This is a genomic window from Methylolobus aquaticus, from assembly GCF_054172105.1.
Genome location: NZ_JBSYXP010000009.1, coordinates 119,682 through 144,663, shown reverse-complemented (window position 1 = coordinate 144,663; position 24,982 = coordinate 119,682). Strand labels below are relative to the sequence as shown.

General features: G+C 63.0%; 24 protein-coding genes. 14 read left to right on the top strand and 10 right to left on the bottom strand.

Features of this window, described 5'->3' with window-relative positions; translation table 11 throughout:
- Positions 1-426: 426 nt before the first annotated feature.
- The 8 genes from ACW73L_RS13785 to ACW73L_RS13750 all read left to right on the top strand — a co-directional run bounded on the left by ACW73L_RS13785 (position 427) and on the right by ACW73L_RS13750 (position 6,927).
- Positions 427-726, top strand: a complete 300-nt coding sequence (locus tag ACW73L_RS13785) for a hypothetical protein (RefSeq protein ID WP_498922784.1) — start codon at positions 427-429, stop codon at positions 724-726.
- A gap of 5 nt (positions 727-731) precedes the next feature.
- Entirely contained in the window at positions 732-1,985 is a 1,254-nt protein-coding gene (locus ACW73L_RS13780; protein ID WP_498922782.1) for an ABC transporter permease, read from the top strand.
- Between the two features lie 3 nt (positions 1,986-1,988).
- The gene (locus ACW73L_RS13775; RefSeq protein ID WP_498922781.1) at positions 1,989-2,660 is read left to right on the top strand and encodes an ABC transporter ATP-binding protein; all 672 of its coding nucleotides are present in this window, start codon (positions 1,989-1,991) and stop codon (positions 2,658-2,660) included.
- Positions 2,661-2,665: 5 nt separating this feature from the next.
- Positions 2,666-3,664: a hypothetical protein gene (locus ACW73L_RS13770; RefSeq protein ID WP_498922780.1), complete on the top strand. Its 999-nt coding sequence runs from the start codon at positions 2,666-2,668 to the stop codon at positions 3,662-3,664.
- Positions 3,665-3,675: 11 nt separating this feature from the next.
- Positions 3,676-4,194, top strand: a complete 519-nt coding sequence (locus tag ACW73L_RS13765; protein ID WP_498922779.1) for a nitrous oxide reductase accessory protein NosL — start codon at positions 3,676-3,678, stop codon at positions 4,192-4,194.
- Between the two features lie 6 nt (positions 4,195-4,200).
- Positions 4,201-4,758 (top strand): peroxiredoxin family protein, encoded by a 558-nt coding sequence (locus tag ACW73L_RS13760; RefSeq protein ID WP_498922778.1) that lies wholly within the window; start codon positions 4,201-4,203, stop codon positions 4,756-4,758.
- The gene (locus ACW73L_RS13755) at positions 4,733-6,241 is read left to right on the top strand and encodes a nitrous oxide reductase accessory protein NosL (RefSeq protein WP_498922776.1); all 1,509 of its coding nucleotides are present in this window, start codon (positions 4,733-4,735) and stop codon (positions 6,239-6,241) included. The genes ACW73L_RS13760 and ACW73L_RS13755 overlap by 26 nt, the downstream gene beginning before the upstream one ends.
- Positions 6,242-6,408: 167 nt before the next feature.
- Positions 6,409-6,927: a metallophosphoesterase family protein gene (locus ACW73L_RS13750; RefSeq protein WP_498922775.1), complete on the top strand. Its 519-nt coding sequence runs from the start codon at positions 6,409-6,411 to the stop codon at positions 6,925-6,927.
- A gap of 123 nt (positions 6,928-7,050) precedes the next feature.
- Here the strand turns inward: ACW73L_RS13750 and ACW73L_RS13745 are convergent, their stop codons facing one another.
- Both ACW73L_RS13745 and ACW73L_RS13740 read right to left on the bottom strand, forming a co-directional pair.
- Positions 7,051-7,764, bottom strand: coding sequence for a uracil-DNA glycosylase family protein (locus tag ACW73L_RS13745; RefSeq protein ID WP_498922774.1), 714 nt, complete (start codon positions 7,762-7,764; stop codon positions 7,051-7,053).
- Between the two features lie 608 nt (positions 7,765-8,372).
- Positions 8,373-10,073 (bottom strand): alkaline phosphatase family protein, encoded by a 1,701-nt coding sequence (locus tag ACW73L_RS13740; protein WP_498922772.1) that lies wholly within the window; start codon positions 10,071-10,073, stop codon positions 8,373-8,375.
- A gap of 659 nt (positions 10,074-10,732) precedes the next feature.
- Between ACW73L_RS13740 and ACW73L_RS13735 the strand changes: the two genes are divergently transcribed.
- The 3 genes from ACW73L_RS13735 (at position 10,733) to cysG (ending at position 15,063) form a co-directional block, all read left to right on the top strand.
- Positions 10,733-11,698: a glycosyltransferase family 2 protein gene (locus tag ACW73L_RS13735; RefSeq protein WP_498922770.1), complete on the top strand. Its 966-nt coding sequence runs from the start codon at positions 10,733-10,735 to the stop codon at positions 11,696-11,698.
- Positions 11,699-11,840: 142 nt separating this feature from the next.
- Positions 11,841-13,625 (top strand): glycosyltransferase family 39 protein, encoded by a 1,785-nt coding sequence (locus ACW73L_RS13730; protein ID WP_498922769.1) that lies wholly within the window; start codon positions 11,841-11,843, stop codon positions 13,623-13,625.
- 25 nt (positions 13,626-13,650) lie between these two features.
- Positions 13,651-15,063: a siroheme synthase CysG gene (gene cysG, locus ACW73L_RS13725; protein WP_498922768.1), complete on the top strand. Its 1,413-nt coding sequence runs from the start codon at positions 13,651-13,653 to the stop codon at positions 15,061-15,063.
- Between the two features lie 177 nt (positions 15,064-15,240).
- On the opposite strand, the gene ACW73L_RS13720 is transcribed toward cysG, so the two are convergent.
- Positions 15,241-16,008 (bottom strand): hypothetical protein, encoded by a 768-nt coding sequence (locus tag ACW73L_RS13720; protein WP_498922767.1) that lies wholly within the window; start codon positions 16,006-16,008, stop codon positions 15,241-15,243.
- 292 nt (positions 16,009-16,300) lie between these two features.
- Here ACW73L_RS13720 and ACW73L_RS13715 point away from each other — a divergent pair, with 292 nt between their 5' ends.
- Positions 16,301-17,236, top strand: coding sequence for a hypothetical protein (locus tag ACW73L_RS13715; RefSeq protein ID WP_498922766.1), 936 nt, complete (start codon positions 16,301-16,303; stop codon positions 17,234-17,236).
- A 36-nt stretch (positions 17,237-17,272) separates the two neighbouring features.
- Here ACW73L_RS13715 and mpl read toward each other — a convergent pair whose 3' ends face one another.
- Entirely contained in the window at positions 17,273-18,649 is a 1,377-nt protein-coding gene (mpl, locus tag ACW73L_RS13710) for a UDP-N-acetylmuramate:L-alanyl-gamma-D-glutamyl-meso-diaminopimelate ligase (RefSeq protein WP_498922764.1), read from the bottom strand.
- Between the two features lie 244 nt (positions 18,650-18,893).
- On the opposite strand from mpl, the gene apaG reads away from it, so the two are divergent.
- Both apaG and ACW73L_RS13700 read left to right on the top strand, forming a co-directional pair.
- Positions 18,894-19,271, top strand: coding sequence for a Co2+/Mg2+ efflux facilitator ApaG/CorD (apaG, locus tag ACW73L_RS13705; protein ID WP_129883732.1), 378 nt, complete (start codon positions 18,894-18,896; stop codon positions 19,269-19,271).
- A gap of 12 nt (positions 19,272-19,283) precedes the next feature.
- A complete protein-coding gene (locus tag ACW73L_RS13700; protein ID WP_498922763.1) occupies positions 19,284-20,117 on the top strand; it encodes a symmetrical bis(5'-nucleosyl)-tetraphosphatase in 834 nt (277 codons plus the stop codon).
- 32 nt (positions 20,118-20,149) lie between these two features.
- Here ACW73L_RS13700 and ccmI read toward each other — a convergent pair whose 3' ends face one another.
- The 6 genes from ccmI to ccmD are packed head-to-tail and all read right to left on the bottom strand — an operon-like array spanning position 20,150 to position 24,974.
- The gene (gene ccmI, locus ACW73L_RS13695) at positions 20,150-21,352 is read right to left on the bottom strand and encodes a c-type cytochrome biogenesis protein CcmI (RefSeq protein WP_498922761.1); all 1,203 of its coding nucleotides are present in this window, start codon (positions 21,350-21,352) and stop codon (positions 20,150-20,152) included.
- Positions 21,353-21,356: 4 nt separating this feature from the next.
- On the bottom strand, positions 21,357-21,821 hold the full coding sequence (locus tag ACW73L_RS13690) for a cytochrome c-type biogenesis protein (RefSeq protein ID WP_498922760.1): 465 nt from the start codon (positions 21,819-21,821) through the stop codon (positions 21,357-21,359).
- Positions 21,818-22,348, bottom strand: a complete 531-nt coding sequence (locus ACW73L_RS13685) for a DsbE family thiol:disulfide interchange protein (protein ID WP_498922871.1) — start codon at positions 22,346-22,348, stop codon at positions 21,818-21,820. Before ACW73L_RS13685 ends, ACW73L_RS13690 begins: the two co-directional genes overlap by 4 nt.
- Positions 22,349-22,372: 24 nt before the next feature.
- Positions 22,373-24,346 carry a heme lyase CcmF/NrfE family subunit gene (locus tag ACW73L_RS13680; protein ID WP_498922759.1) on the bottom strand — a complete coding sequence of 658 codons (1,974 nt, stop codon included), beginning with the start codon at positions 24,344-24,346 and terminating at the stop codon, positions 22,373-22,375.
- Positions 24,343-24,807, bottom strand: coding sequence for a cytochrome c maturation protein CcmE (ccmE, locus tag ACW73L_RS13675; protein ID WP_139557785.1), 465 nt, complete (start codon positions 24,805-24,807; stop codon positions 24,343-24,345). The genes ACW73L_RS13680 and ccmE overlap by 4 nt, the downstream gene beginning before the upstream one ends.
- The gene (gene ccmD, locus ACW73L_RS13670) at positions 24,804-24,974 is read right to left on the bottom strand and encodes a heme exporter protein CcmD (protein WP_498922757.1); all 171 of its coding nucleotides are present in this window, start codon (positions 24,972-24,974) and stop codon (positions 24,804-24,806) included. The genes ccmE and ccmD overlap by 4 nt, the downstream gene beginning before the upstream one ends.
- Between the last annotated feature and the right edge of the window lie 8 nt (positions 24,975-24,982).

Here is a 24,982-nt window from a genome sequence, read left to right as displayed (position 1 = left end):
GGAGCGATGGGAACCGCCGCGGATTAGCTTCCGAGACACTCGCCACGACGCAAGCTAAGCCGGAGGGAAAGCTTTGTCAACTGAGTCGGGTGGCATGACTCGACCCGTCTGTCGCCGCCTCGGTGAGGCCGAGCGGAATGTTGGTGCAGGGCGTTCAGCGCGTCAAAGGCAGCGCGACAGACGCGCAGCGAAAGTGTTTCCAGGCAAATGTCCATAAGCGAGTTCAGGGCATCGACTGAGCGAAAGACGTAGAGATTTCTACGCATATTAGAGCGTTATCGAGAGGTGTAGCATGGTGAAGAGTGTTGCGTAAGCGCAAATCTGTTTCTTTTGTGCATATTGCTGGTGCGAGGTGATTCGGCAGCGCGTGCCGATCGTGAGTTCCATCCACTCGATCGGGGCTCGGCACGACCAAAGTCCATGGCCATGAGGAAGTCCCTTTCCATTTTCCTGGTCGTCATTATTCAACTGGTGATCGCGACTTTGCTCGGGGTGCATTGCGTCACAAGCCTCCGCTATGCAGAGCAGCGTCTGGCCGGCGAGCGATCGCTGGTGGAACGCCTGATGCTGACGGACCTCGCGCTGTTCACGGAAGCGCGGTACACGCGGCATTTGTCCCAGGCCGACCTGCACACGGCATTTCAGGATTTTCCGATGGCCCTGGAACATTTCCCGTCGGGCTCGTTCGTGCAGCCGGCGCCTGGCCACTACCAGCGAGAACCCTAGCCGCCATGCGCGAGTGGATCGAGAAACAGCGCTACATCATCGATTTCACGTTGTCGTCGCTGTTGCGGCGCAAGGTGAAGAATCTCGGGCTGTGGGCGCTATACATGCTGGTGGTCTTTCTGCTCGCGTCCGTGATGTTCTACACCCATGCGATCAAGCGCGAAGCGGTCGATGTTCTGGCGCATTCCCCGGAGATCATCGTGCAACGCGTCATGGCCGGCCGCCACGACCTGTTCCCCATGCGATACCTCGACACCTTGAAGGCGATTCGCGGTGTTAGGGCGGTCGGCACGCGGCTGTGGGGTTACTACTACGACGGCAGCACCGGCGCCAACTACACGCTGCTGGTGCCGCCCGAGCCGCCGGCCGACGAAGCCGCCCCAGCCGACGCGAGCCGGACGGTGACCGTGGAACAGGATACCAAGGCGCTCCGCGAAGCGCAGAGGCCACTGTTCACAGTCGATGGCACGCCCCTCGCGCCGGGCAGCGTGATCATCGGCAATGGCATCGCCACGGTACGGAAGGCCGGGGTGGGTGAATACATGACCGTCCGTGCCCACGACGGCAAGGTTATGACGCTGAAGATCGCGGGGCTGTTGTCCTCGTACTCGGAACTGGTGTCGAGCGATCTGATGCTGATCACCGAGAACGATTTCAGGCGGATTTTCGGTGTCCCGCAGGACTTGGTGACCGACGCGGTGGTCGCGGTGACCAACCCCGAGGAGGTCACGACCGTATCGACCAAGATCAACAAACTGTTGCCCGACAGCCGGCCGATCGTCCGCGACGAGATTCGCCGGACCTACGACTCCATCTTCAACTGGCGTGGCGGCATGATGATCGTGATCCTGTCCTCCGCGGTGTTCGCGTTCGTGATCTTCGCCTGGGACAAGGCCTCCGGCCTCAGTGCCAGCGAACGGCGGGAAATTGGCATCCTGAAGGCGATCGGCTGGGAGACCTCCGACATCATCCTGATGAAGTTCTGGGAGGGCGCCGTGATCTCGTTGACGGCTTTCCTGACCGGCGTGATCCTGGCTTACATCCATGTGTTCTTCACGTCGGCGATGTTGTTCGAGCCGGCCTTGAAGGGATGGTCGACCCTATACCCGGCTTTCCGGCCCGTGCCGTTCATCAGCGCCGAACAGTTGATCGTGCTGTTCTTTCTGACGGTGGTCCCGTACACGATGGCGACGGTCGTGCCGTCCTGGCGGGCGGCGACAATCGATCCGGACACGGCGATGCGGCAAACGGGAGAGTGAGCGATGATCGAACTGGTCAATGTCAGGAAGGTTTTCAACGCCGGCAAGCCCAGCGAGTACGCGGCCTTGAACGGAGTCAGCCTGACCATCGAAGAGAACAAGGTCACGGTACTGACCGGCCCCAGCGGCTCGGGCAAGACGACGCTGCTGAGCATCATCGGCTGCATGTCGCGACCTACCGCAGGACGGGTCAAGATGAAGGGCCGGGAGATCACCAGCCTGCCGGAACGCTTCCTGACTGAGGTGCGGCGGCGCAGCTTCGGTTTCATCTTCCAGCAGCATAATCTGATCAGCGGCATCACGGCGCTGGAGAACGTGATGCTGCCGGCCTACCCGCTAGGGGAGCGCCGCTCGACGCTCAAGGAGCGGGCGACGCAATACCTCGGACAGCTCAATCTGCAGGACAAGGCGGCATCGCAGATCGAATGGCTGTCGGGCGGTGAGGCGCAACGGGTCGGGATCGTGCGCGCGCTGATCAACAACCCGACGACCATCATCGCCGACGAGCCGACCGCCCACCTCGACACCAAGCTATCGCACCGGTTCATGGAGATTGTCGAGGGCTTCAAAGCCGAGGGCCGTACGGTGCTGATCACCAGTCACGATCCGCTCGTTTATCAATCCTCCGCGGTGGACCGCGTCGTCAAACTCAGGGACGGCCAGATCGAGGGCTAGCGGCCATGTTGTTGCTACATCCCGGCGTCATCGCCAACCTGCTCGCGTCGCTGATCATTGCGACAATGGTCATGTACTCAGCGTATTACGGCGTGCAAATCCTGCGCAACTGGGATATCGAGAGCGGCAGCGAACTGCAGCTGGTGCTGGAGCGCAAGACCTATCTGGTTTCGACCGTCCTGTCATATGTGTTCGCTCTGCAGTTGCTGTCGCTGTTCATGTATGTATTCACGGCCGACAACCTGCACCCCTTGTTCGTCGGGGCGATGTGTGCAGCCGGGACGCTGAATTTGAACGAGTTCGGCTATCCGACATTGCTGCTGAAAATGCTCAATTTCATCCTGGCCGGGCTCTGGCTCGTTCTGAATCATGCCGACAACCAGGGCTACGATTATCCGCTGATCAAGAAGAAATACGCACTTCTGGCCGTGGTCGCGCCGCTGATCGTGATCGAGGCCATACTGGAGTTCGGGTATTTCCTGGGCCTGCGCGCGGATGTGATTACATCCTGCTGCGGCAGTCTCTTCAGCAGCGAACAGGCGGGGGGGTTAGGGTCCGATATGGCGGAGTTGCCACCTGGCCCGATGATCTGGTTCTTCTACGGTACCGTGCTCCTCACGCTGGCTTCGGGGCTGTACTACTACCTGAATGGCCGGGGTGGCTATGTGTATTCAGTCGCGTCGGTGCTGTTCTTTCTGACGGCCATCGTGTCGATCATCTCGTTCATCTCGCTGTACATCTACGAACTGCCGACCCACCACTGCCCGTTCTGCATCGTGATGTCCGAATACGACTACATCGGTTATCTGTTGTATGTCGCACTCTTCATCGGCGTGGTCATGGGGGCCGGCGTCGCGACGCTGACTCCGCTGCGCGGCATCGCGAGCCTGCGTGAGGTGATCCCTGCTCTGACCCGCCGGTTGACGATGAGTTCGCTGGTGCTGTTCGCCGGTTTCGCGTCGGTGGTGACCTACCGTATCGCGGTTTCCAATCTGATCATGTGAAGGATAAAGCCATGATTCATATCACACGGCGCCAATATCTGCAGCTTTTGGCCGCTGCGGCGGTGGCCGGAGCAGGGGCCCTGTTGCCGATCCGCTATGCAGAGGCGGAGCCGGCCGGAGTGCCGGTGCTGAAGAAGACCGACCGTTGCCCGGTCTGCGGCATGTTCGTCTACAAGTACCCGAAGTGGGTCGGCCAGATCGTTTTCAAGGATGGTTCCTCGTACTTCTACGATGGTGCGAAGGATCTGTTCAAACATTATTTCGATGTCGCGAAATACACACCAGCAAAATCTGCCGGTGAGATTACGTATATGTACGTAACGGACTATTACGAGGTGGAATTGATCGAGGCCAAAACGGCGTTCTATGTGCTGGGCTCCAATGTGCTCGGGCCTATGGGGCACGAGTTGCTGCCGTTCAAGGACGAGGAGTCGGCACAGGAATTTCTGGAAGATCATCGGGGCACGTCTGTCGTGCGGTTTCCGCAAGTGACACTGCCACTGGTGATGTCGCTGGACCGCAGGACCTGATGGCAGATGATGATGTCCGTTAACTGTGCCTTGCGCCGGGGGCGGTTCGCCTCGTACCTGTTGTTGGCGATTGCTCTGTCTGCTTGCCAACCCAATACCGGGCTTCGCATCGGCGGTCAGTTCCCGCCGATTAAATTGGCGGATGTCAATGGCAAGCCCATGAATCTGCCCAGTGATGTGAAGGATAAGGTCGCATTGATTCGATTCTGGTCGATCACCTGCCCGTCGTGCAGCAAGGAACTCTTGAAGGCGCTAGAGGAGTTGTACCAGAAATATCGGGACCGTGGTTTGGTTGTCGTGACCATCAACGTGGACTCGACTGCCGAGAGTGATGCCGAGTTCCGAAAACTGAAAACGATTACGTATCCATTTCTGACGGATCCGGCCTGGGGTACAGCCAAAGCGCTCGGTATCGACAAGGTGCCGTTGACGTTTATCGTGGATACACAGGGAATCATTCGGGAAATCATCAGAGGAGACGCTCCGCCTGAGTTTTTCGAGCAATTGGTTACGCAAGTGTTATACAAGGGAGGCTTTTATGGACATCAGGTCCGCGGCCCTTAGATTAGGGCTCGCTTACGTCTTTGGCCTCTTCATGGCATCCGTCGTCGCTGCCGTGGAGATCGATACCCATGGTGAGGATTTGCACAAGAGGGAATGCCGTGTCTGCGGCATGAACATCGAGGAGTACAAGCGCAGTTCCGGCAGGCTCGTCTGGAAGGATGGCGTGACCGAATGGACCTGCGGCGTCGCCTGTACACTGCGTGAAATCGAAGAGGCCGGCGGTGTCGACAAGTTCCAATCGGTAGTTGTTCATGATTGGAACACCGGGAAGGAGATCGATATCCGCAAGGCGTTTTTCGTCGTCGGGAGTTCGGTGATCCCCGACATGATTCCGAACTACATCGCCTTCGAGACGTTCGAGGACGCGTCGAACTTCCGGGCAAAGAAAGGCGGTGATCTGATGACCTACGATCTCGCCTACGAGGACAGCTCGCCGCGCGGCAATACCGTGCCGTTCCGGGTCCGCACCGCGGTCACGCCGGGTGCGAACGCGTTCAGCGCCGGCATCACCTACAGCTACCAGCAGTCGGACATGATCAAGATGGGCGAGTCGGGTATCGATCCCGGTGCCTTCATCCGGGGCAACCCCTCGCAGGTGCGTGCGCCCGGTGAACTCCAGATCCAAGCCCAGTCGCTGGTGTTCAACTGGTCACCGACGGATCGCATCGGCCTGTTCATGAATCTGCCGTGGTCGCAGCGGCGGGTGACGGGCTATCAGCGGCGGGCCGTCATCGATCCGGAAACCAGACGTCCCGTCCGGGATCCGAAGACGGGTATCGTCAGGAGCAATGTCGTTGATACCACGCGCACCGCGGAGGGCCTCGGCGATCTGGCCCTGGAAATGCGCTACAACATGTGGCGCAGCAATCACTTCGACAAATGGTTCACGCTCCTGGTGGGTACGACGCTCCCCACCGGCAACTTCAATGCCCGCCGTCAGCTCGACCTCGCCACGGGCAACCAGATCACCGCAGAGGCACCCGGCATGCAACTCGGCAAGGGCACGGCGACGATGACCGGTGGACTGGTTTATTCGCACCGCTGGGAGGATTTCTGGTTCCATGGCAATCTGCTCTACCAGATAAACCCCGAGAACAATAACCACTATTCGTACGGTGACGTCGCGACGGCAGCGATCGGCCTGCATTACACGCCCAGCTACGACCTGGTGCTCGGCGTGGAAATGGACGCCATCTATGCCGACAAGAATCGGGACGGCCGCGTTCGCATCGGCAATACCGGCGGCACGACGGCGGACATAGCGGCCATCTTCGATTGGCGGATCGCCAATGCGGCGGGCGGAAACTTCAATCTGCGCGGTGCCGCGGGCCTGCCGTTCTATCAGGATCTCAACTATAAAGAGGTGCGCAGCCCGTTTGGTGGCACGACCCGGCAAGTGGCGCTGGGTGAGGGTTTCTTCGCGAATATCGCGTTGACCTGGCAGACGCGGTTTGCGCCGGGCATTCAGAGCTACGACCAATAATCGCTCTAAAGAGCGGGAGCGGGCCGGCCTCGGGCTGCTCCCGTCGCGCCCCTGGCGTGATCCATGCCTGGAATAATGCCCGGGCGCGGTGTCAAAACCGTGTCGATACGAGGCGGTGTTGACGATGCTTTAGTGGAGCTTGGCGCGACTCAGGAGGCGCTTCTCGGATGACGGTTTGTCGCGTTGGGCTCATCGCGGACACCCACGGCCTGTTACGGCTCGAGGCGGTTTCTTTCCTGCGTGGCTGCGACCATATCATCCATGCCGGTGACATCGGTGGGCCCGAGCTATTGGCTGTGCTGCGCGACCTAGCGCCGGTCACGGCGGTGCGGGGCAACAACGACCGCGGCCCCTGGGCCGACGATTTGCCGGATCGCTCCCAGGTGGTGGTCGGAGGCGTCACGATACACGTTCTGCACGACCTTGCCGCGCTCGATCTCTCGCCGGCCTCGCGGGTCGTCGTGTCGGGCCATTCGCACCGGCCTTCGGTTGTCGAGCGCGACGGCGTGTTGTACGTCAACCCGGGCAGTGCCGGGCGCCGACGCTTCAAGCTGCCGGTCGCGGTCGGCGAGCTATGGCTGGATGGCGACGAAATCTCGTCCCGTATCATCACGCTGGACTGCGCTACGGACCCGTTGAATCCCCTCATGTTGCGGGAGGGGCCGGGGAGACGAGACACGCCGTGAACACGTCCGTTTCGGCTCGGCTGCGGGGTCCGTCCCGCAGACGGTCCCGTCTCCCCGGTCCCGCTCCCGTTACCGATCGAAGGGGGAATGGTGATCTGCGATTACCCCCGCATGGCCTGAGGCTCATGGCACCACGATGCCGAGCCGCTCGAGCGCCAGGTCCATTTGCTCCGCCCACCCGCGGTTCGCCTGCGGGCTCGCCGGGCTCGGGTGGGGCAGGCCGCCGACCCGCACGGAACTGCCGGCCAGTGCCTCGGCGGCGCGGCGTTCAGCGAAGCGGCCGATCCCGAGTACCCAACGCGGTTTGAGTATGGCGGTCATGCGCTGCAGGGAGCGGTCGCACGCTGCCGTCACAGCGCGCCGTTCCCCGAGCGGCAATTTGTCCGGCGTCAGATTGGTGCCTGCTTCCAGAAAGAAGCACAGCGGACAGTAGTTGCCGACGAAAAACCGTTCGAAGAACCGTTCCGGATCGCCGTAGCGGTCGCGCGCCCAGCCCCACAGACGCCGGCCGCTGCCCTCGCGGCGCCGGCACGCGTAGCCCAGCACCGGGCGCTTGGGATGAAGGGTGGCCGGCTGGCCGACGGGACCCTCGATGCGGAGCCAGTCGCGGACGAATTCCACATCGCCGAAGGGAACACCGGTCTGGATCATGCCCCAGGGGCCCGGATTCATGCCGACCATCAGTATCTCGCGCTCACCCTGGCCGTAGCGTTCCAGGTAGGTTCGATGTGGCTCCCAAGCGTAAGCCAGGGGGTCGTATATGTGGCTGACCGGGGGCACGAACCGGATCCGGCGTAGTTCGGCCTGCAGGGCGGTCGCGTTATCGATTAGGGTCATGAGTGTGTCCTGATCCGTGCTCGGCACGATTGGCAAGATTCAGCACGGCGCGCGGCCGGCCCGCTAGCGGCGGCGGAGCTGGCTTTCCACAGCCAGCAGATGCTTCGGGCGGCGGTTAGAAAGGGATGCTCTCAGTCGTTCACCAACTCTGGTAACCATTCACCCTGCTGACTTGTTCGGTAGTCGGAGCGCGCCGGGAGGGCGAGACCGTCTGCGGGAGGGAACCCGCAGCCGAGCCAGAGACGGATTCACGGCGTGTCTCGGACTCCCGGACCGCTTCCCACGAGGGGGGCGTGAACAGTTACCCGTCTCTGTCCACGCACAGAGAGGTGCCGCACGAGTCCAGGACAGCCGTGTTGTAGCCATCTTGTTCTCAAATGGCCTTGTGCCAATCGCCGGCGGTCAATACCGATACGAGAGCGAACCCCAGGGCTGCCTGAAGGCGCCGCTAATGCCCCCGTCATTCCCAACGCCGCTCCTGATACCCGAGTAAAAACCCCACGATGGCGGGCTATCCCACGCGACGGGCTTACGCTTCACATCCCTATGGGTTTGACGGCAGGTGCCTCCGGGAGCCGGTACCGCTCCCGATAGCATTGGCAAGCCATTTATGCCGCTTCATTCTGCCGCAGCGCAGCGATGATGTCGGCGATGGGGTGCCCATCGAGATGAGCGGGGACGGGGGCCCCCATCAGTGTCAGCAGGGTCGGGCCGATGTCGACTCCCTCAACTGTCGGGCCCACCTTGCCCGCTTCGATCCCTGGCCCCGAGGCCATCAGGAAACCGGTCGACCGATGTCCGCCGGGTCGGGCGTGCGGGAACGGCCCGATGCGTCCGAGTTGAGGGCTGTCTGCGACATCCGCTGGTTGCTTGGGGTTCTTGTTCCAAATGGCGATCAGGTCGGGTCCCGGCAGTCGGTCACGGTCTTGATCCTCGGTAGGGTAGCGGCGGGTTCGCACCACCCTGTCTACGCAGGGTTCACCGGTTCGAGCGTTGGTCAGATCGGTCAGCAGATCAGTTATTTCCTGACAAACGGCATCGTAGTCGGCCGGATCCACGACGCCGTTTCGATCGCGTCCCTTCAGGTTGATGCGGATGTGTCCATCGGCGAAACCTGGTAGGCCGAAGGCCTTCATGCGTGGCCAGAGATCGCTGTACCACATTGCCGGCATCCAGTTTGCTCGCACCTTGCGTTCACCCAGTTCCCACGGAGACACCAGTCCGTTTGCCGATTTCGGCATGAACCGTTTCGGCAGCCAGGGTTTCACGAGTCTCAGCAGAGGATTGGGTTCATCGTTGAGCACCCAGACTTCGCCGGCCCACGATTTGCGGCCGATTCCGGTTTTGACTGGAGGGGGAGGCGCGGACGGGTTGCCCGCTGCGAGCGCCACCTGACCCGGGAAGCTGTACCGGTACATGAGTTCCGGTACGACTGCCATGCTCAATAGATCCGTAACGTTGACACCCATGCCGTGTATCGAAAAACAAAAGACATAGGTATCGGCTGGTACATCCGCCAGGATTTCGCCCAGGGCCGTGTCCACTGCTTCGTAGATATCAAGGAGCGGGTCTGCATCGGGGATGACCTTATCCTTGTAGCGGTTGTAGACCGGGTGGTCGGGATGGCTTAGATGCAACAGGTCGTGGCCACCGCTATGGGTTTCCGGAAACACCATAAGAAACAGGTCCAGCGTGTCCCTACGCATCAAGTCCTTGGCTATTTCCGTGCGGGTCTTGATGCTGCGCAGCAGGGCATGGTATAGCCAGCGAGCGTATTTCGGGTCCGACCAATGGCCATGGTCATTCCCAAGGACTTCATTCTTGCCGTATTTCTGATTGATCTCCTCGAGGGTTTCAGCGGGTCTCGAGTGGCTGGGGGTGAATGGGTAGTGCCCACCCCAGGCCAGTATCTGGAGTCCATTTACGTTGTCGGAAAGGCCTGAAGCGGGCAGGTCGAGGACGGATACCTTGTAATTTTCACCTACGGCATAAAAGGGTGGGTATTCCTTGAAATCGACACCGATTTCGGTGCATTCCCGGGAGGTGTGATAATCCTCGGGGAAGAATTTCGTCGTATCCCAAAAACCGGTCTTGTCGGGACGGCAACTAGTCCATGTCATGCTCCACAGTCGTTCGGTCGAACAGGTTGTGACTGGGCGGCCCGCTTGGTTGACCGTATTTTCGATTAGGCAGAAAGTGCCCTGCTCTTTGAGTTTTCTTAAATTCTTCAGATGGCCTTGCGCCATCCATCGCTCCATCAAAACAGGATCCGCCGAGTCGATTCCAATGCCGATGATGGGTCGCTTCATAAGTCCTCGCGCCGGTAGACGTCAAAAAAGTCGATGCTCGTATTTCGTTTCTGCCCGTATGCACGCGAGAAATCCGGCGGCGATCAACCACAACCTAGAGCGGACTTTCGGACAGACGTTCGGAACGTCCCTCACAACAGTTCGGGCGCCCCTTCATGGTGTGCCAACTTTCAGCATAGGGCTTTCGTATGATGCCTCGCGTCGTCCGCCGGCTCAACCTGTACTTTGCACCAAGTGCTTGCCAGGAAGGCGATATCTGTTGGGTGGCGCTGTGTTTCCTTGTGAGAACTCCAGTGATGCTGCGCTACCAGCGCACAGCCGTTTCGGGCCCATCGGCTGAAAGTTGCATGCGGGGCAAACAGTCAGCACACACAAATCAGTCGCTTGGCCGTTCCCCAATTTGATGTGGTGAGGTTCCGCTCGGATCATCACCGTAACCGTCCTCCAGAGTCACTCGTATCGCATTAAATGGTGAGCAAAACTTGAGGGGGGCGGGTTTTCCTGTACTATCTAATGCGAGACCAAGAGGGTCAGGCTGGCGAGCAGAATTGTTGCGGGGGCGGGAAAAAGGCGACGTCCTCGTTCCTTCGCAGCATTCGCATGAGTTCGATGCCAGCAGATGATGCGCCCTGCGGCGCGCAACAAATTCGAGCAGCACGATGCCGAGCGTCACCGTCATTATTCCTGCGTTTAACGCGGAGGCCTTCATAGGCGAAGCGTTGCAGTCGCTCCAATCGCAGAGCTTCAAGGATTTCGAGGGGATTGTCATTGACGATGGCTCTGCCGACGGCACGGTTGCGATTGCGCAGGCAGCAGCCGGCGCCGATGCGCGATTGCGGGTGTTGGTACAGCCCCGGAACATGGGCGGACCCTCTGCCATCAACCGGGCCATCGACGAGGCCAGGGGAGACTGGATCACGGTCCTGGACTCGGACGATGCCTTTTTTCCCGACCGCCTGCATTATCTGCTTGAGCTTGCGAAACGGTGGGAGGCAGATCTGTGCGCCGATAACCTGTGCCTGACCGAGGTCGGCACTGCCCAGCCGCTAGGTGTGTGTCTGGACGAGCGCCGACTGCCTCGAGAGACACTCATTTCATTCACCGATTTCCTGAAACTCGATGCGCTGGATCCCTACGGCCGGTCGAGGATGGGGGTGGGGTACTTCAAGCCGCTTATCAACAAGGAGTTTCTCGATCAGAACCACATTCGCTATCGGACCGACCTGACGAGCAACTACGACGGTCTGTTTCACGCCGAATGTCTGCTGGCGGGAGCGCGCTACGCGTTGAGCCCGGAGGCTCGCTACAATTATTTCGTCGCTCGACCGGGATCGATTGGTGCGACGTCGCGGGGGTTGCGCTCCGTTACCAACCGCACGCTCAGAAACCGGATTCTCATCGAGCACCCGAACCTGGATCGGTTTCCCGGTGCTCGCGAACTGTTGGTCGAACAATCCGCCACGCTGGCCCGGGCGAAGGCTTATATCGAGACCACCCAGGCCTTGAGCGATGGTGACTACTCGGTGGCAGCCCGACGCATGGGACAGCACCTGACTTACCTGCCGTACTTCGTGGCGCGGTTCGGGCACGCGGTCATGCGAAGGTTGCTGAGCGGGCACCATTAATGAAGGGTTCCTCCGTAGAGTAGCCCTCCCTCCACGCTGGCGGTTCGATTCCCCAGGGACCTGCCGCCTCGGTTACGAACCCCCCGCCAGTCACCCTCGCTCGCTCCGGGCGGGGTGTGATTCGCGGGGGAACTGTGCCACCATGACCGCCTTTCGAGCCCGGCCGCTCCTGTCGGAGCGCTGTGCTCGGCCTAACCGACTTTTCACTTACTGGACGATGCCGCGCTACGCCCTGCCTCTCCTTGCGGTGCTGGTCAGCGCCGTGACGCTGTGCTTTGGCCTGGGCGCCTATCCGCTCCTGCAGCCCGACGAAGGTCGCAACGCCGAGGTGGCGCGGGAGATGCTGGAGTCGGGCGCCTGGTTCGTGCCGACTTATGACGGTCTGCCGTATCTCGATAAGCCGGCCTTCTTCTTCAAGGCGGTGGCCCTGTCGCTAGGCGCGTTCGGTCAGAGCGAAGCGGCTGCCCGGCTGCCCTCGGTGGTTTTTGCGGCTGCGCTGCTGTTGCTGCTGTATCGTTTTTGCCGGCGACACTACGATGCCGCGACTGCCGCCGTGGCAGTGATCGTGGTCGCTGCGACCCCGCTCTACATCGCGTTCGCCCGTATCGTGATCTTTGACATGACGCTGGCCTTCTTCGTCTCGGCGACGATCCTGATGTGCTTCGAGGCTGCCGGCGCAGACGAGGCGCGGCGGCGGGCGCGGTTGTACACACTGGCCGCGGCTTGCGCGGGCTGCGCAACCCTGGTGAAAGGACCGGTGGGGTTTCTGCTGCCGACACTGGTCCTTGCGGTGCATCATGCACTCGGCGGCGCAAGGGGTTGGTGGCGCGAGGCGTTCGCGGCGCGGAATGTCGCGTTGTTCTTCGCGCTGTTTCTGCCGTGGTTCGTCGGCGTGAGTCTGCAACACCCCGATTTTCCGTACTACGGCATCATCAAGGAGTCGGTCCAGCGTTTCACGACCGACGAGTTCCACCGCACGGCACCCTTTTACTTCTACGGCGTGATCATCGCGCTGTGTTTTTTTCCATGGAGCGCGCTCCTCCCTGAAGCGATGGTCGCCGTATGGCGCGGACGGTCCAGGCTCGGCGCGGTGGACCGAATGTTCGTGGTCTGGGCGATCGTGGTGGTGGTGTTTTTTTCGCTGTCCAGTTCCAAGTTGCCCGGCTATATCCTGACGGCCAGCGTGGCGCTGGGCGTGCTGACGGCCCGGTTGTTCGTGCTGGCCGCGGCGGGGAATACGCGGGCGACAGGTATCGTGCGGCGCGGTACGTGGGGGCTGGCAATCGTCGCGTCGTGCGCGGCAGCTCTGTCCGGCAGCGTTGCGGCGAATCCCGACCGGCTGGGTCGGTTGCCCGTCAAGGTGGCGGAACATCTCGTGCCGCTACAGGGGGCATTCGGTCCGCTGGCGGTCGTGCTCGCAGTCACGGCGGGGCTCGCAGTATTCGGTGCGCTGCGCCGCAACCCACGCTACAGCTTTGCGGCCTTCGTCCTCTTTCCGCTCGCGCTGACGATGCTGACGGTTCAGCACATTGGGCCGTATGCAACGCAGCGTTCCGCACAGTCGCTGGCGGGCGCGATACCGCCTCTCGCCGACGACGTGGAGGTGGCCTGCTACCTGTGTCTCCCGAATGGGCTGCCCTACTACCTGGGGCGTCCGGTCACCGTGATCACCTTCCGGGATGGGCGCGAGTTCGAGAGCAACTACATCCGGTTTCGCCTGCTGGCGGATCCGAACTGGCCCGATGCAGCCGTCCGGGAGCCCGAAGTCGAGCGCTGGGTGACCGGGCGCGTGAAACCTGTCTACCTGCTCGTGCGCCGCACCGACCGGGAATACGTGCGCCGGCGGCTACAGCGTCCTGAGCTCGAATTTACCCGTCTGCATCCGGATTACTGGGGTACCTGGGTTCTGCCGCGGGCCTCGCGGTGAAGCATTCGACGGCGTAGGCGACACCATGCAGTACTTACCCATTTTCCTGAAGGTGACTGGCGAGACCTGTTTGGTCGTCGGCGGCGGTGAAGTGGCGTCGCGCAAGATTGCCACGCTGCTGCGCGCCGGTGCGCGAGTGACGGTCGTGTCCCCGGAGCTCGTCCCGGTAGTGGCCGAGTTGGTGACCCGGGGCCTCATCGTGCATGTTGCCAAGCCATTCGAGCCCGATGACCTCGAAGAGGTCGCGCTGGTCGTGTCGGCCACCGGCGTGCGGGCTGTCAACGAGGCGGTGGTCGCAGCGGCGCGTGAACGCGGCATTGCCTGCAATGTGGTGGATTGCCCGGAGCTGTGCACGTTCATTTTCCCGGCTATAGTCGACCGCTCGCCGGTGATCATCGCGGTCTCCACCGGTGGCGCATCACCGGTGCTTGCGCGCCAGGTGCGTGCCCAACTGGAGACCCGGCTGCCGGCGGCCTACGGGCGGTTGGCCGAATTCGCCGAGCGGTTCCGGACACGGGTCAAACAGGCTTTGACCAATGGCGATCAGCGGCGGCGGTTCTGGGAGCAATGCCTGCGAGGTCCGGTCGCTGAACTGGCGCTCGCCGGCCGGGAGGACGAGGCAGCGGCGCAATTGGAGCGGCTTATCGAAGTTGCGGCCGGTCGATCGTCGGCGGTCGGTATGGTGTCCCTCGTCGGCGCGGGCCCGGGCGATCCGGACCTCCTGACCCTGCGGGCCTTTCGCCTGATACAGGAGGCCGATGTCGTCGTCTACGACCGCCTGGTTTCGCCTGCAGTCATGGCCTTGGTCCGCAACGATGCCGAGCGCATTTATGCGGGCAAGGAACGCAGCCGGCATACCTTGCCGCAGGAGGATATTAACCGTCTGCTCGCGCGCTTGGCGCGTGCGGGGCAGCACGTCGTGCGGTTGAAGGGAGGGGATCCGTTCATCTTCGGTCGCGGCGGCGAGGAAATCGAAACCTTGATGGACGAGGGTATCCCATTCCAGGTCGTGCCGGGCATCACGGCAGCTTCCGGCTGCGCGGCCTATGCCGGGATTCCACTGACCCACCGCGACTGCGCGCAGTCGGTGACGTTCGTGACCGGGCATCTGAAAGAGGGGTCGGTCGGCGACCTCGACTGGGAGCGGCTCGCGCAACCACAGCAGACGCTGGTGATCTATATGGGGCTTCAGGGTCTGGAGCAGATCTGCGCGGCCTTGATCGCGCATGGCTGCGAGCCCGACCGTCCTGCCGCGCTGGTCCAGCAGGGAACGACGCCCGGGCAGAGAGTCATTCTGGGCACCGTTTCTACCTTGCCAGGTGAGGTCGCGACGGTGGGTGCCAGCGCGCCGACCCTGGTGATCGTCGGTCAGGTCGTCCGCTTGCGGCAAAAGCTGGCCTGGTTTCAGGCCGCCGCGGGACTGCCGCGCGCGCCTTGAGGGCCTCCGGGGTGTTCCGCCAAGCCGAACATACGGCTTGGGTTCAGTCCAAGATCCCCTGCGTCTACGGACCGGGCATGCGATCGGGATGGCTGCTATACGGCGGCGCTGCTTGCGGGCTGCGCTGTTGCAGGCTGAGGTAGCGACAGTCCCACCCGATAGCCGGGCGACCGTAGGTCAGCGGAACGGAGATTTCTCGGGCGCTGCGGGGGCTGCCCCGACGTGAAGCGCCTTTAGGGTGATGCGCAGTGCCGGCAGGCCGGTATCGGCGCTGGGCGTATAGGTCAATGCCGCCTCCTCGAACGGCGGCGTCCCGTGCGGCAGTACGAAGAACAGGAAACCGCGTGCCGACTCGCCGCGCCTGAGATCGACGGTCCGCAATTCCTTCCGCGTATAGTCTTCGCGGCGACCGTCGGCGGCCTCGTCGTCGCGTTGGTTCAGCATCAGGGAGCCCAGCAGACCGGCAACCCGGCCCGCCAGAGCGCCGATCGGGCCGGCCAAGCCACCCACCATGCCAGCGCCGGTCACGGCGTAGTGGGCTACGCCTGGTTTGGGCGGAAACAGCAGTGCCACTTCAGGGCCCGGGCGCGGCGTCGTCGTCTCACCGCCGGGCAAGGCCAGCGAGAAGTGTTCGGGTGCGACGTGCAGGGGAAGATCCGCAGCATTACTGACGACGACCTGGACCGGCAGCACGGCGATCGAGGCAAAATCGGCGGCGAAGATCGCTTCCTGTCGCTCGGGTTGGACGTGAGGGTCCGCGCCGAGCGAGATGGACCCTTGCCGGACCGAGTGCGGCATTGCCGGGATCGGCGCGCTGGCCGCTTCCCGCGCTTCGTAGGCCGCACACCCGGTCAGCAGCAGGCAGCTGCTCAACAGTGCCGCAGTTGCGGTCGCAGCGAGTCCGCCACGCGATGGCACTTGAACGTCGAGTCGATGCGGTAACATCGGGACACCGGAAGGGTGGTGGGCTTGCTGTCAGGCCATGAGGATCGCTCAGCTGAGGGCGCGGAGCAAGCCGGCTGGTGCAATGGCGCCGTTCCGCGACCTACGTGTTCACGCCTATTGCCATGCCGCGGGGGGCGGATTAGTCTCCATTTGATAAGGCATCGGCTCGAAGCCGACGGGTCATCAGACAGTAGGTCCTTCGCTACACTGTGGGTTGTCGCGGTGCCCGCGTGCCAGCGGCGGGTTGTCGGCGCCACCGATTTCGTGCCGTTCGCGGCAAAGGAGGTTCAAGATGAACGGGTATAAAGCATTGAGGCTCGCAGTACTGGGAGTCGCGCTTTCGCCGGTCGCCGCCGTAGCGGGCGGCTGGGGATTCCTCGCTCAGGCGCTGATGGTCGAAGACATCAGCTCGAGCCGGAATGGGGGCAGTCTGGCGGCCTATTACGGCGCGGTCGGCGTGAACGTCTTTTCGACGACCAGCAGTGCCTGGTGCCGGACCGGACTCTACGACGCCACGCACACTCAGTATCTGGCGTTCTGGAACGCGCGCACGTCCGCTCCGACCAGCTTCGGGTTTGGGTTCGGGTTCGTTGCGCAAAACGATGACTGGGGCACGAACTCGACCGCGATGACGGAGAGTCTGACGTCCACGACCGGTCAAGGCTACGTGGTCGGCAAGGCCGCTATCCTGGCCGAGGAACTCCCACTGGCGGATTTCGGGATCAATATCCCGGACGCTCAGGCGACCGAGCTTTACCAGGCCTTCATCACCCTGGCGATCGAGCAGCGCTTGGCAAAGTCGCGCCGTCACTTGGGCGCCGTGCTGGCCCAGGCCGCGAGGCGGCGGACCGACCGCTTCCCGGCGATGCTGGTCGATGCCTATGCGGAGACGATTGCCGGCAGTTGCGGCACGGACACGGCCCAGGTTGCCAAGCAGATCGAACGCCAGGAAAAGGCGTTTCGCCGCCATGTCCAAACCTATGGATCGCTGGTTTTTTCGCGCGGCAAAGAGGGCTTTCACTCGATCGTCGTGAGTTGGGCGGCGCTGACCGCGGCCGTCTGGAACAACCAGGGTGTGCACTCGGTATCTGCTTTCACCTTGCGGCGCCTGGCCGGATACTACCTGCCGCTCGCCGACGAGCTGATACGCGACGATTACCTCGCCGAGCTTCGGGCGACCGCCGATCAGGTTGGATCAGAACTCATAAAACAGCTGTTTGCGCCCTGAGCCCCGGTAGCACCGGCGGCAGTCCGCCGCCCGCCTTCAGTGTCGCGTGCGCAAGGCCTCAGCCGTTTTCGCGTGTACCGCGCCGAAGCCGCCATTGCTCATGAATACGATGTGATCGCCGGCTCGGGCTTCGGTTCGCAGGTGATCGATGATGGCGTCGAGCGTTGGCAGGACACTGATGTGCGGTGAGCTTGCCGCGACGCGCGCCGCATCCCAACCCAGGTCCGGCGCCTGGTAGATGATCGCCCGGTCAGCACTGGCGAGCGATGCGGCCAGCGCATCGACGTGCACTCCCATCTTCATCGTGTTCGATCGCGGTTCCAGGATCGCGATGATCCGGGATTCACCGACTCGTGCCCGCAAGCCCTCCAGCGTTGTCGCGATGGCGGTCGGGTGATGGGCGAAGTCGTCGTATAGGGTGACGCCGTCGACCGTCGCGTGGATCTCGAGCCGGCGCTTCACGTTGCGGAAGCTGCCGAGCGCGGCCGTGGCATGTTCTGGCTCGACTCCCGCATGGCAAGCTGCGGCAATGGCGGCCAGCGCATTGCGGGCATTGTGATGCCCGCTGAGTTCCCAAACGACTTCGCCCACGGAACGGCCCCGCCAGAACACTTCAAACCGGCTGGCATCCGCTGCCGCGAGGCGCGCTTGCCAATCTGCCGACCCCGATGGATCGAGGCCTGTCAGACCGGTGCGCTGCACCGGAGTCCAGCAGCCCATCTCTACGACCGCATCCAGATTGCCATCGTCCGCTGGCCGAATGATCAGTCCCTCTCCGGGGATGCTGCGAATCAGATGGTGGAACTGTCGCTGGATGGCCGCGAGGTCAGGGAAAATGTCCGCATGATCGTAATCCAGGTTGTTCAGGATCGCGGTTCGCGGCCGGTAGTGGACGAACTTCGAGCGTTTGTCGAAAAACGCCGTGTCGTACTCGTCGGCTTCGATGACGAAGAAGCGGCTCCCGCCGAGCCGCGCCGACAAACCGAAATTGAGTGGAACGCCCCCGACCAGGAAGCCGGGTTCCAGCCCGGCCTGCTCCAGAATCCAGGCCAGCATGCTGGTCGTCGTGGTCTTTCCATGGGTTCCGGCCACGGCCAGGACCCACCGCTGGGTCAGCACGAAGTCATGCAACCACTGTGCGCCCGAGGTGTAGGCCAGGCCCCGGTTAAGGACGGCTTCGACCTCGGGATTGCCCCGCGACAGGGCATTGCCGATGATGACGAGTTCCGGCGCGGGGTCGAGGTTCTCGGCTGCGAAGCCGCTCATCAGGCCGATCCCGTGGCGCTCGAGCTGCGTGCTCATCGGGGGATACACGTTCTGGTCCGAGCCGGTGACGTGATGGCCCAGCTCTTTGGCCATAATCGCGAGCCCTCCCATGAAGGTCCCGCAGATGCCGAGGATATGAATGTGCAAGTGGCAATACCTGTCGTAAGGAGCGGCATTCAGCGATGCCTGGCGGAGAATTCCCCGCCCGTGGCACGACCGAAGTTTGTGCCGGCGTGGCGCTTCGCCGAAATCGCTGCAGCGCGGTGGGTGTTGTCCTACGAGAGCCAGCGGACTTTGCCGCGCACCAGGCCGAGTCGGCTGCGGCGTGAAGATTTGTGGCGATCCCGGTTTGGCTTAAACTAGACGCCGTAGCGTAGCCACCTTTAGTCACATGAGCAAGAAGCACTGCATACAGATCGAAGCGGTTTCCCGGTACCTGGAATCCCAATCGGCGCCGGAAGCCGGACGTTACGTCTTCTCCTACACGATTACGATCGTCAACAATGGCAGCGTTCCAGCGAAGCTTCTGTCGCGTCACTGGGTGATCACCGACAGTGATGGGAAAGTGCAGGAGGTGCGCGGTGACGGTGTCGTCGGCGAGCAGCCGCATCTGGTGCCGGGGCAATCCTTCCGCTACACGAGTGCGGCCATGATCGAGACGCCGCTGGGCACGATGCAGGGCGAATACCAGATGGTTTCGGACGACGGGCAGCATTTCGATGCCGAGATCGCGCCGTTCGTGCTCGCGATCCCCCGCGTTCTGCACTGAGTTTCTCCGGGCATGGCGCTGCATGCCGTCGGCGACGTGCAGGGCTGTCACGCCGAACTGCTGAGTCTGCTCGACGAAATCCGCTTCGATCCGGCCCGTGATCGGCTACTGCTGACCGGGGATCTCGTCAATCGTGGCCCTCGATCGCTCGAGACCTTGCGCCTCGTCAGATCGCTGGGAGCGGCCGCGACCACGGTTCTGGGCAATCATGACCTGCATCTGCTGGCAGTGGCCTTCGGGATTTCCCGCACGAAGCGGAAGGATACATTCCACGATGTCCTCGATGCACCGGACTGCAACGAGTTGCTGAACTGGCTCCGGCGTCAACCACTCTGTCATCGCGAAGGCCGCTATACCTTGGTGCATGCCGGTCTGTCGCCTTACTGGACGGTAGACGAGGCGCGCGCCCGCGCCGCCGAGGTGGAAGCCGTGCTGCGGGGGCCCGACTGCGCCGCATTCCTGCGCCAGATGTATGGCAATGAGCCGGATCGCTGGTCGGAGCAGGCGACCGGCTGGGATCGCCTGCGCTACATCGTCAACGCCTTCACTCGCATGCGCTACGTCGCGCCGGATTGGCGGCTCGATTTCCGCGATAAGGGGCTGCCGGGTACGCAGCGTGACGGGCTCCTGCCGTGGTTCGAGATCCCGGGGCGGCGCAGCGCCGGTGCAGCAATCGTGTTCGGGCACTGGTCGACGCTGGGGTTCAGGGTGTCGGGCGGATGCCATGCGCTCGATACCGGATGCCTCTGGGGCGGCGAACTGACCGCGCTGCGTCTCGACGGCGCGTCTCAGCGGGTTGCAGTACCGTGCCTGAACGGACCCGAGGGTTATCAGCCGAAGGGGTAGGGCGGTCGTGCCCGATCCGTTTCGCCGGGAGGCTAAGGCACGATCTCGTGGATCTCGATCGACTGAACGGTCGTGGTGTTGCTGGGCAGCGGTGCGCTGAGGCCCTGCAAGTCGCCCGGTGACGGTGTCGGCTTGCCGCTCTTCGAGATGCGTGCGCCGATCACGATCCGCTCGAAGGACGAGAGCTTGCGTCCGGCCATCATGGCCATGGAATCGTCCAGTGTCACCTCCAATGGCAGGTCACGTACCTGACGACGCACCACCGCAAGCGGCATTGGCGGGCCCTCGCTGGCACGGGCAAAGACGAACACGCTGTCGTCGGGCGCCGCTCTGGACTTGAGGGCGGGGGACAGGGTCACATGGACAGCAATGCGGGCGCCGGAAGCCGGCTGGGGAGCCACTGCGGGCGCGTTGCTGGATGGGGCGGCAGCCTCGGCCTGCGCGATGTAATCGGCGACGGTTCGATACTCTTCGCTATCGGGAGGCAGTTGCTTTGCCAGCGCGCGCCAGTACCCCGCCGCCACGGCCATCTCGTCACGCTCTGCCGCGCCCAGACCGGCCAGCCACAGGCCAGTCGGGTGCTTTGGATCCCGCGCGAGGATGCCGTCAACCAGTTTTGCGGGCTCCCCGGCCATCGAGCCACCGTTGTTCTCGGCCAGCGCCTGCGCGTACAACGCGATGATGTCGAGGTTGTCGGGAGCGAGCTTGCGTGCGAACTCGTAGGCCGTCAGCGCCTTCGCTGAATTGCCCATGGCTTCGAGCGAGCGTCCGAGCAACAGCCATCCCTGCAGATCGTTTGGCTCTTTTGCGAGCTTGGCGGCCAGTTGTTCGACGGTGGCTTGCAGGGACTCGCGAGCCTCCGCGGTGGAGGCGGGCGGCGCGCGCACCAGATCCAGCCGTCCGAGTTGCCCGTACAATAACAGGCCGCCCGCGACGGCACCCAGGATGCCGGCGACGACGGATGTGCGACCCGCCGCGGCGGGTTTCGATGGCACTGCGTCAGGCGCAGCATCCAGATCGTCGAGCAGTGTGCGGTCCAGTTCTGTCTGCAGTGCCGCTGCCTGACCGGCATCGAGATCCTCGGCTTCCAGTTCATGGCGCCGCTGCTGATGGATCAGTAGATTCAGATCGCGGCGGGCCAGGCTTGCCTGCCGACCCCGGCTGAGCAACGCTGGCAGGATGAGGCCCAGCCCGAACAGCACCAGCAGCGCTGCGAGACTCCAGAACTGGGTCATCGGTTCATTTCCGGGTGTCGCCTTCCAGTTGGCGCAGTCGCTCGCGCTCAGCTGCGCTTAGCTCGGGCGAACGCGTAGCGGCGTGCTGCCGGGTGCGGGACCGGATGAACAGCAGCCCGCCGACCAATGCCACGAACGGGCCGAGCCATAGCAACCAGGTGATGGGCTTGACCGGGGGTCGGTACAACACGAAGTCGCCATATCGCTCCACCAGAAACTGGACCGCTTCTTCGTCGCTCTTGCCGCTCCGAATGATCTGGTAAACCTCGTCGCGCAGGTCGCGCGCCAGATCCGCGTCGGAGTCGGCCAGGGACTGGTTTTGACAAACGAGGCAGCGCAGTTCCTCGACCAGCCGCTCGTAACGCAGCTGTTCGGTCGTGTCCTTGAAGGTCCGGATTTCGGTAGCGCTCGCAACGGGAATGCAGACGCAGCACAGAACGAGCAGGCAGGCCCGGACAGAGTGTTTCAACCCGGTTCTCCTTCGAGTTGCTGGACGAGTGGCAGCAGAATGCCGTCGATTGCCTCACGCGTCAGGGGGCCGGTGAACTTGTGCCGGATGATGCCCTTGCGGTCGATCACGAAGGTCTCGGGGACGCCGTAGACGCCCCAATCGATGCCGACGCGCCCGTCCGCATCGAACGCGCTGCTGCGATATGGATTGCCGAGCCGCGCCAGCCACTCCAGGGCGGCATTCCGCTCGTCCTTGTAATTAAGGCCGTAAATGGGCACGCGGCCGGTCTTCGCGAGTTCCACGAGCAACGGGTGTTCCTGTCGGCACGAAACGCACCACGAGGCCCAGACGTTCAACAGGCTGACCTGTCCGCGGAACACCTCGCTGCTCAGCGCTTCGGCCGGTGCATGCAGTTGCGGCACGGAGAAAGCCGGTGCCGGCTTCCCGATGAAGGGCGACGGCACTTCGCGCGGATTGAGTGTCAGCCCCACGCCGAGTAGCACGACCATCAGCACGAAAACGACCAGCGGGATCAGGAAAGTCAGGCGCAAGGGCAGGGTTCCCCGGGTTCAGGCGGTGGCCGACGAAGGCGTCGCTGACAGCGCGGTCTTCTGGCGTGCGGCGACGCGATAGCGCTTGTCGCTCGCGGCCAGCACGCCGCCGAGTGCCATGCAAAGGCCGCCCAGCCAGATCCATCGAATGAACGGCTTGTAGTAGAGGCGGACGCTCCAGGCGCCGTTGTCCATCGGTTCGCCCAGCGCGACGTACAGGTCGCGGGTGAGGCCCGGGTCGATCGCCGCTTCGGTCATCGTGTTGCGTTGCACCCGGTAGGCGCGCTTCTCGGGCTTGAGTATCACCTCGCGGGTACCCGAGCGCACTGCGAATTCGCCTTGCGAGGCCGTGTAGTTCGGGCCTTCCACGCGGGTTGTCCCGCGAAAGGTGAACGCGTAGTCGCCGATTGCCACGGTCTCGTTCGGCGCGAGACGGACAGTCTTCTCGACCGTGTAGCGGCCCGACAGGGCGATGCCGATCAATACGACGGCCAGCCCGGCGTGGGCGAGGGTCATGCCGTAGACGCCGCGTGACTGGGAGCGGAGGCCCGCCAGCCAGTGTTCGCGCAGACGAATGCGGCTCCAGAGCGTATAGCCGGCCGTGACCACAAGCCAGATCGCCAGCGTGATCGTGGCCAAGGTCTTGATGTCGCGAAGGCTCCAGAACACGGCCATGGTGACGATCCCAGCGGCCAGGCTCAGCAGGGCCAGCCAGCGGGTGCGGTGTGCGATGGCGGTCAGATTGGCACTGCGCCACGGAAACAGCAGACCCGTGCCGGCCAGCAGGAATACCGGGGCCATCACCGGCGCGAACACGGCATCGAAATAGGGCGGTCCGACCGAGATCTTGCCGAGGCCGAGCGCGTCGACCACCAGCGGATACAGCGTACCCAGCAGGATGCTTCCGGCAGCCGTGACCAGCAGGATGTTATTCAGCAACAGCAGGTTTTCGCGCGAGACGAGTTCGTAGCGTGCGTTGTCACGGACGGCGGGTGCGCGCAAGCCGTACAGCATGAGAGATCCGCCGATCACGACGCCGAGCAGCACCAGGATGAACAGTCCGCGGGCCGGGTCGGTCGCGAAGGCATGCACGGAGGTCAACACGCCCGAGCGGACCAGGAAGGTGCCCAGCAGGCTCAGCGAAAACGCAAAGATGGCCAGCAACACCGTCCAGGCCTTGAACGCCCCGCGCTTCTCGGTCACGGCCAGCGAGTGGATCAGTGCAGTCGCGACCAGCCACGGCATGAATGAGGCATTCTCCACCGGGTCCCAGAACCACCAGCCGCCCCAACCCAGTTCGTAATACGCCCACCAGGAGCCTAGCGTGATGCCGGCCGTCAGGAAGGTCCAGGCGACCAGTGTCCATGGGCGCGACCAGCGGGCCCAGGCCGCATCCAGCGATCCGCTCAGCAGTGCGGCGACGGCGAAGCTGAACGCGACGCTGAGGCCGACGTAACCCATGTAGAGCATCGGCGGATGGATCGTCATGCCGAAATCCTGCAGCAGCGGGTTCAGGTCATTGCCGTCCGCAGGTGGTACCGGCAAGCGCTCGAATGGATTCGAAGTCAGCAGGATGAACAGCAGGATGCCGATGCTGACCAGCCCCATGACACCGAGCACGCGGGCCACGAAGTCCTCGGTCAGGCTGCGGCTGAAGATGGTCACCGCCAGCGTCCACAGGCCCAGGATGGTTGCCCAGAGCAGCATCGAGCCCTCGTGCCCGCCCCAGACCGCCGACAGGCGGTAGTAGAGGGGCAGCGCGCTGTTGGAGTGCTGCGCGACGTAGGCCACCGAGAAGTCGTTGAGGGCGAAGCTGGCCGCCAGGCACCCGAACGCCGCGAGCAGGAAGAAACACTGTGCGCGCCCAGCGCCCCGGGCAACCGCCATCCACAGCGTCACACCACCCGCGGCACCGGCCAATGGGAAACCGGCCTGCAGCAGTGCCATCATCAAGGCCATGACGAGGGCCAGATGGCCGAGTTCGGCGATCATTTCGGTTGCCAGGCCTGGTAATCGAGGACGGGCTTGCCGTCGGCGCCGTGCTTCACGGTGTCGGCGATTTCGGGCGGCATGTAGTTCTCGTCGTGTTTGGCGAGGACCTCGGTGGCTTCGAACACGCCGTCCTGATTCAACTGCCCGATCGAGATGATCCCCTGGCCTTCCCGGAAAAGGTCCGGAAGGATGCCACTATAGGTGACCGCGACGCTCGCCGGACCGTCGGTGACTTCGAATCCCACCTTTAGACTGCCGGCATCGCGTTTTACGCTGCCCGGAACGACGAGGCCGCCGACGCGGAACGGATAGCCTTTGGGCGCTTCGCCCGCGGCAACCTGTGATGGCGTGTAGAAGTACAGCAGGTTCTTCTGGAATGCGGACAGAGCAAAAAATGCCGCGACCGCGATCCCGATAAGGATGCCGCTCACCGCCAGCATGCGCTGGTGCCGCCGTGTCATGTGGAACTCTTGCGCTGTTGGTTCAAGGCCGAGAATCGCCGCTGGACCCGGGTGTGGCGGCGGCGTGCCGCGATCAGGTTGGCGGCCAGCACGAGCGCGGCCAGCCCGTAGGCCGGCCAGACGTAGGCGGCATAGCCGCCCATGTTCAGAAAGTGTTCGAAGTCCATCGTGAAGT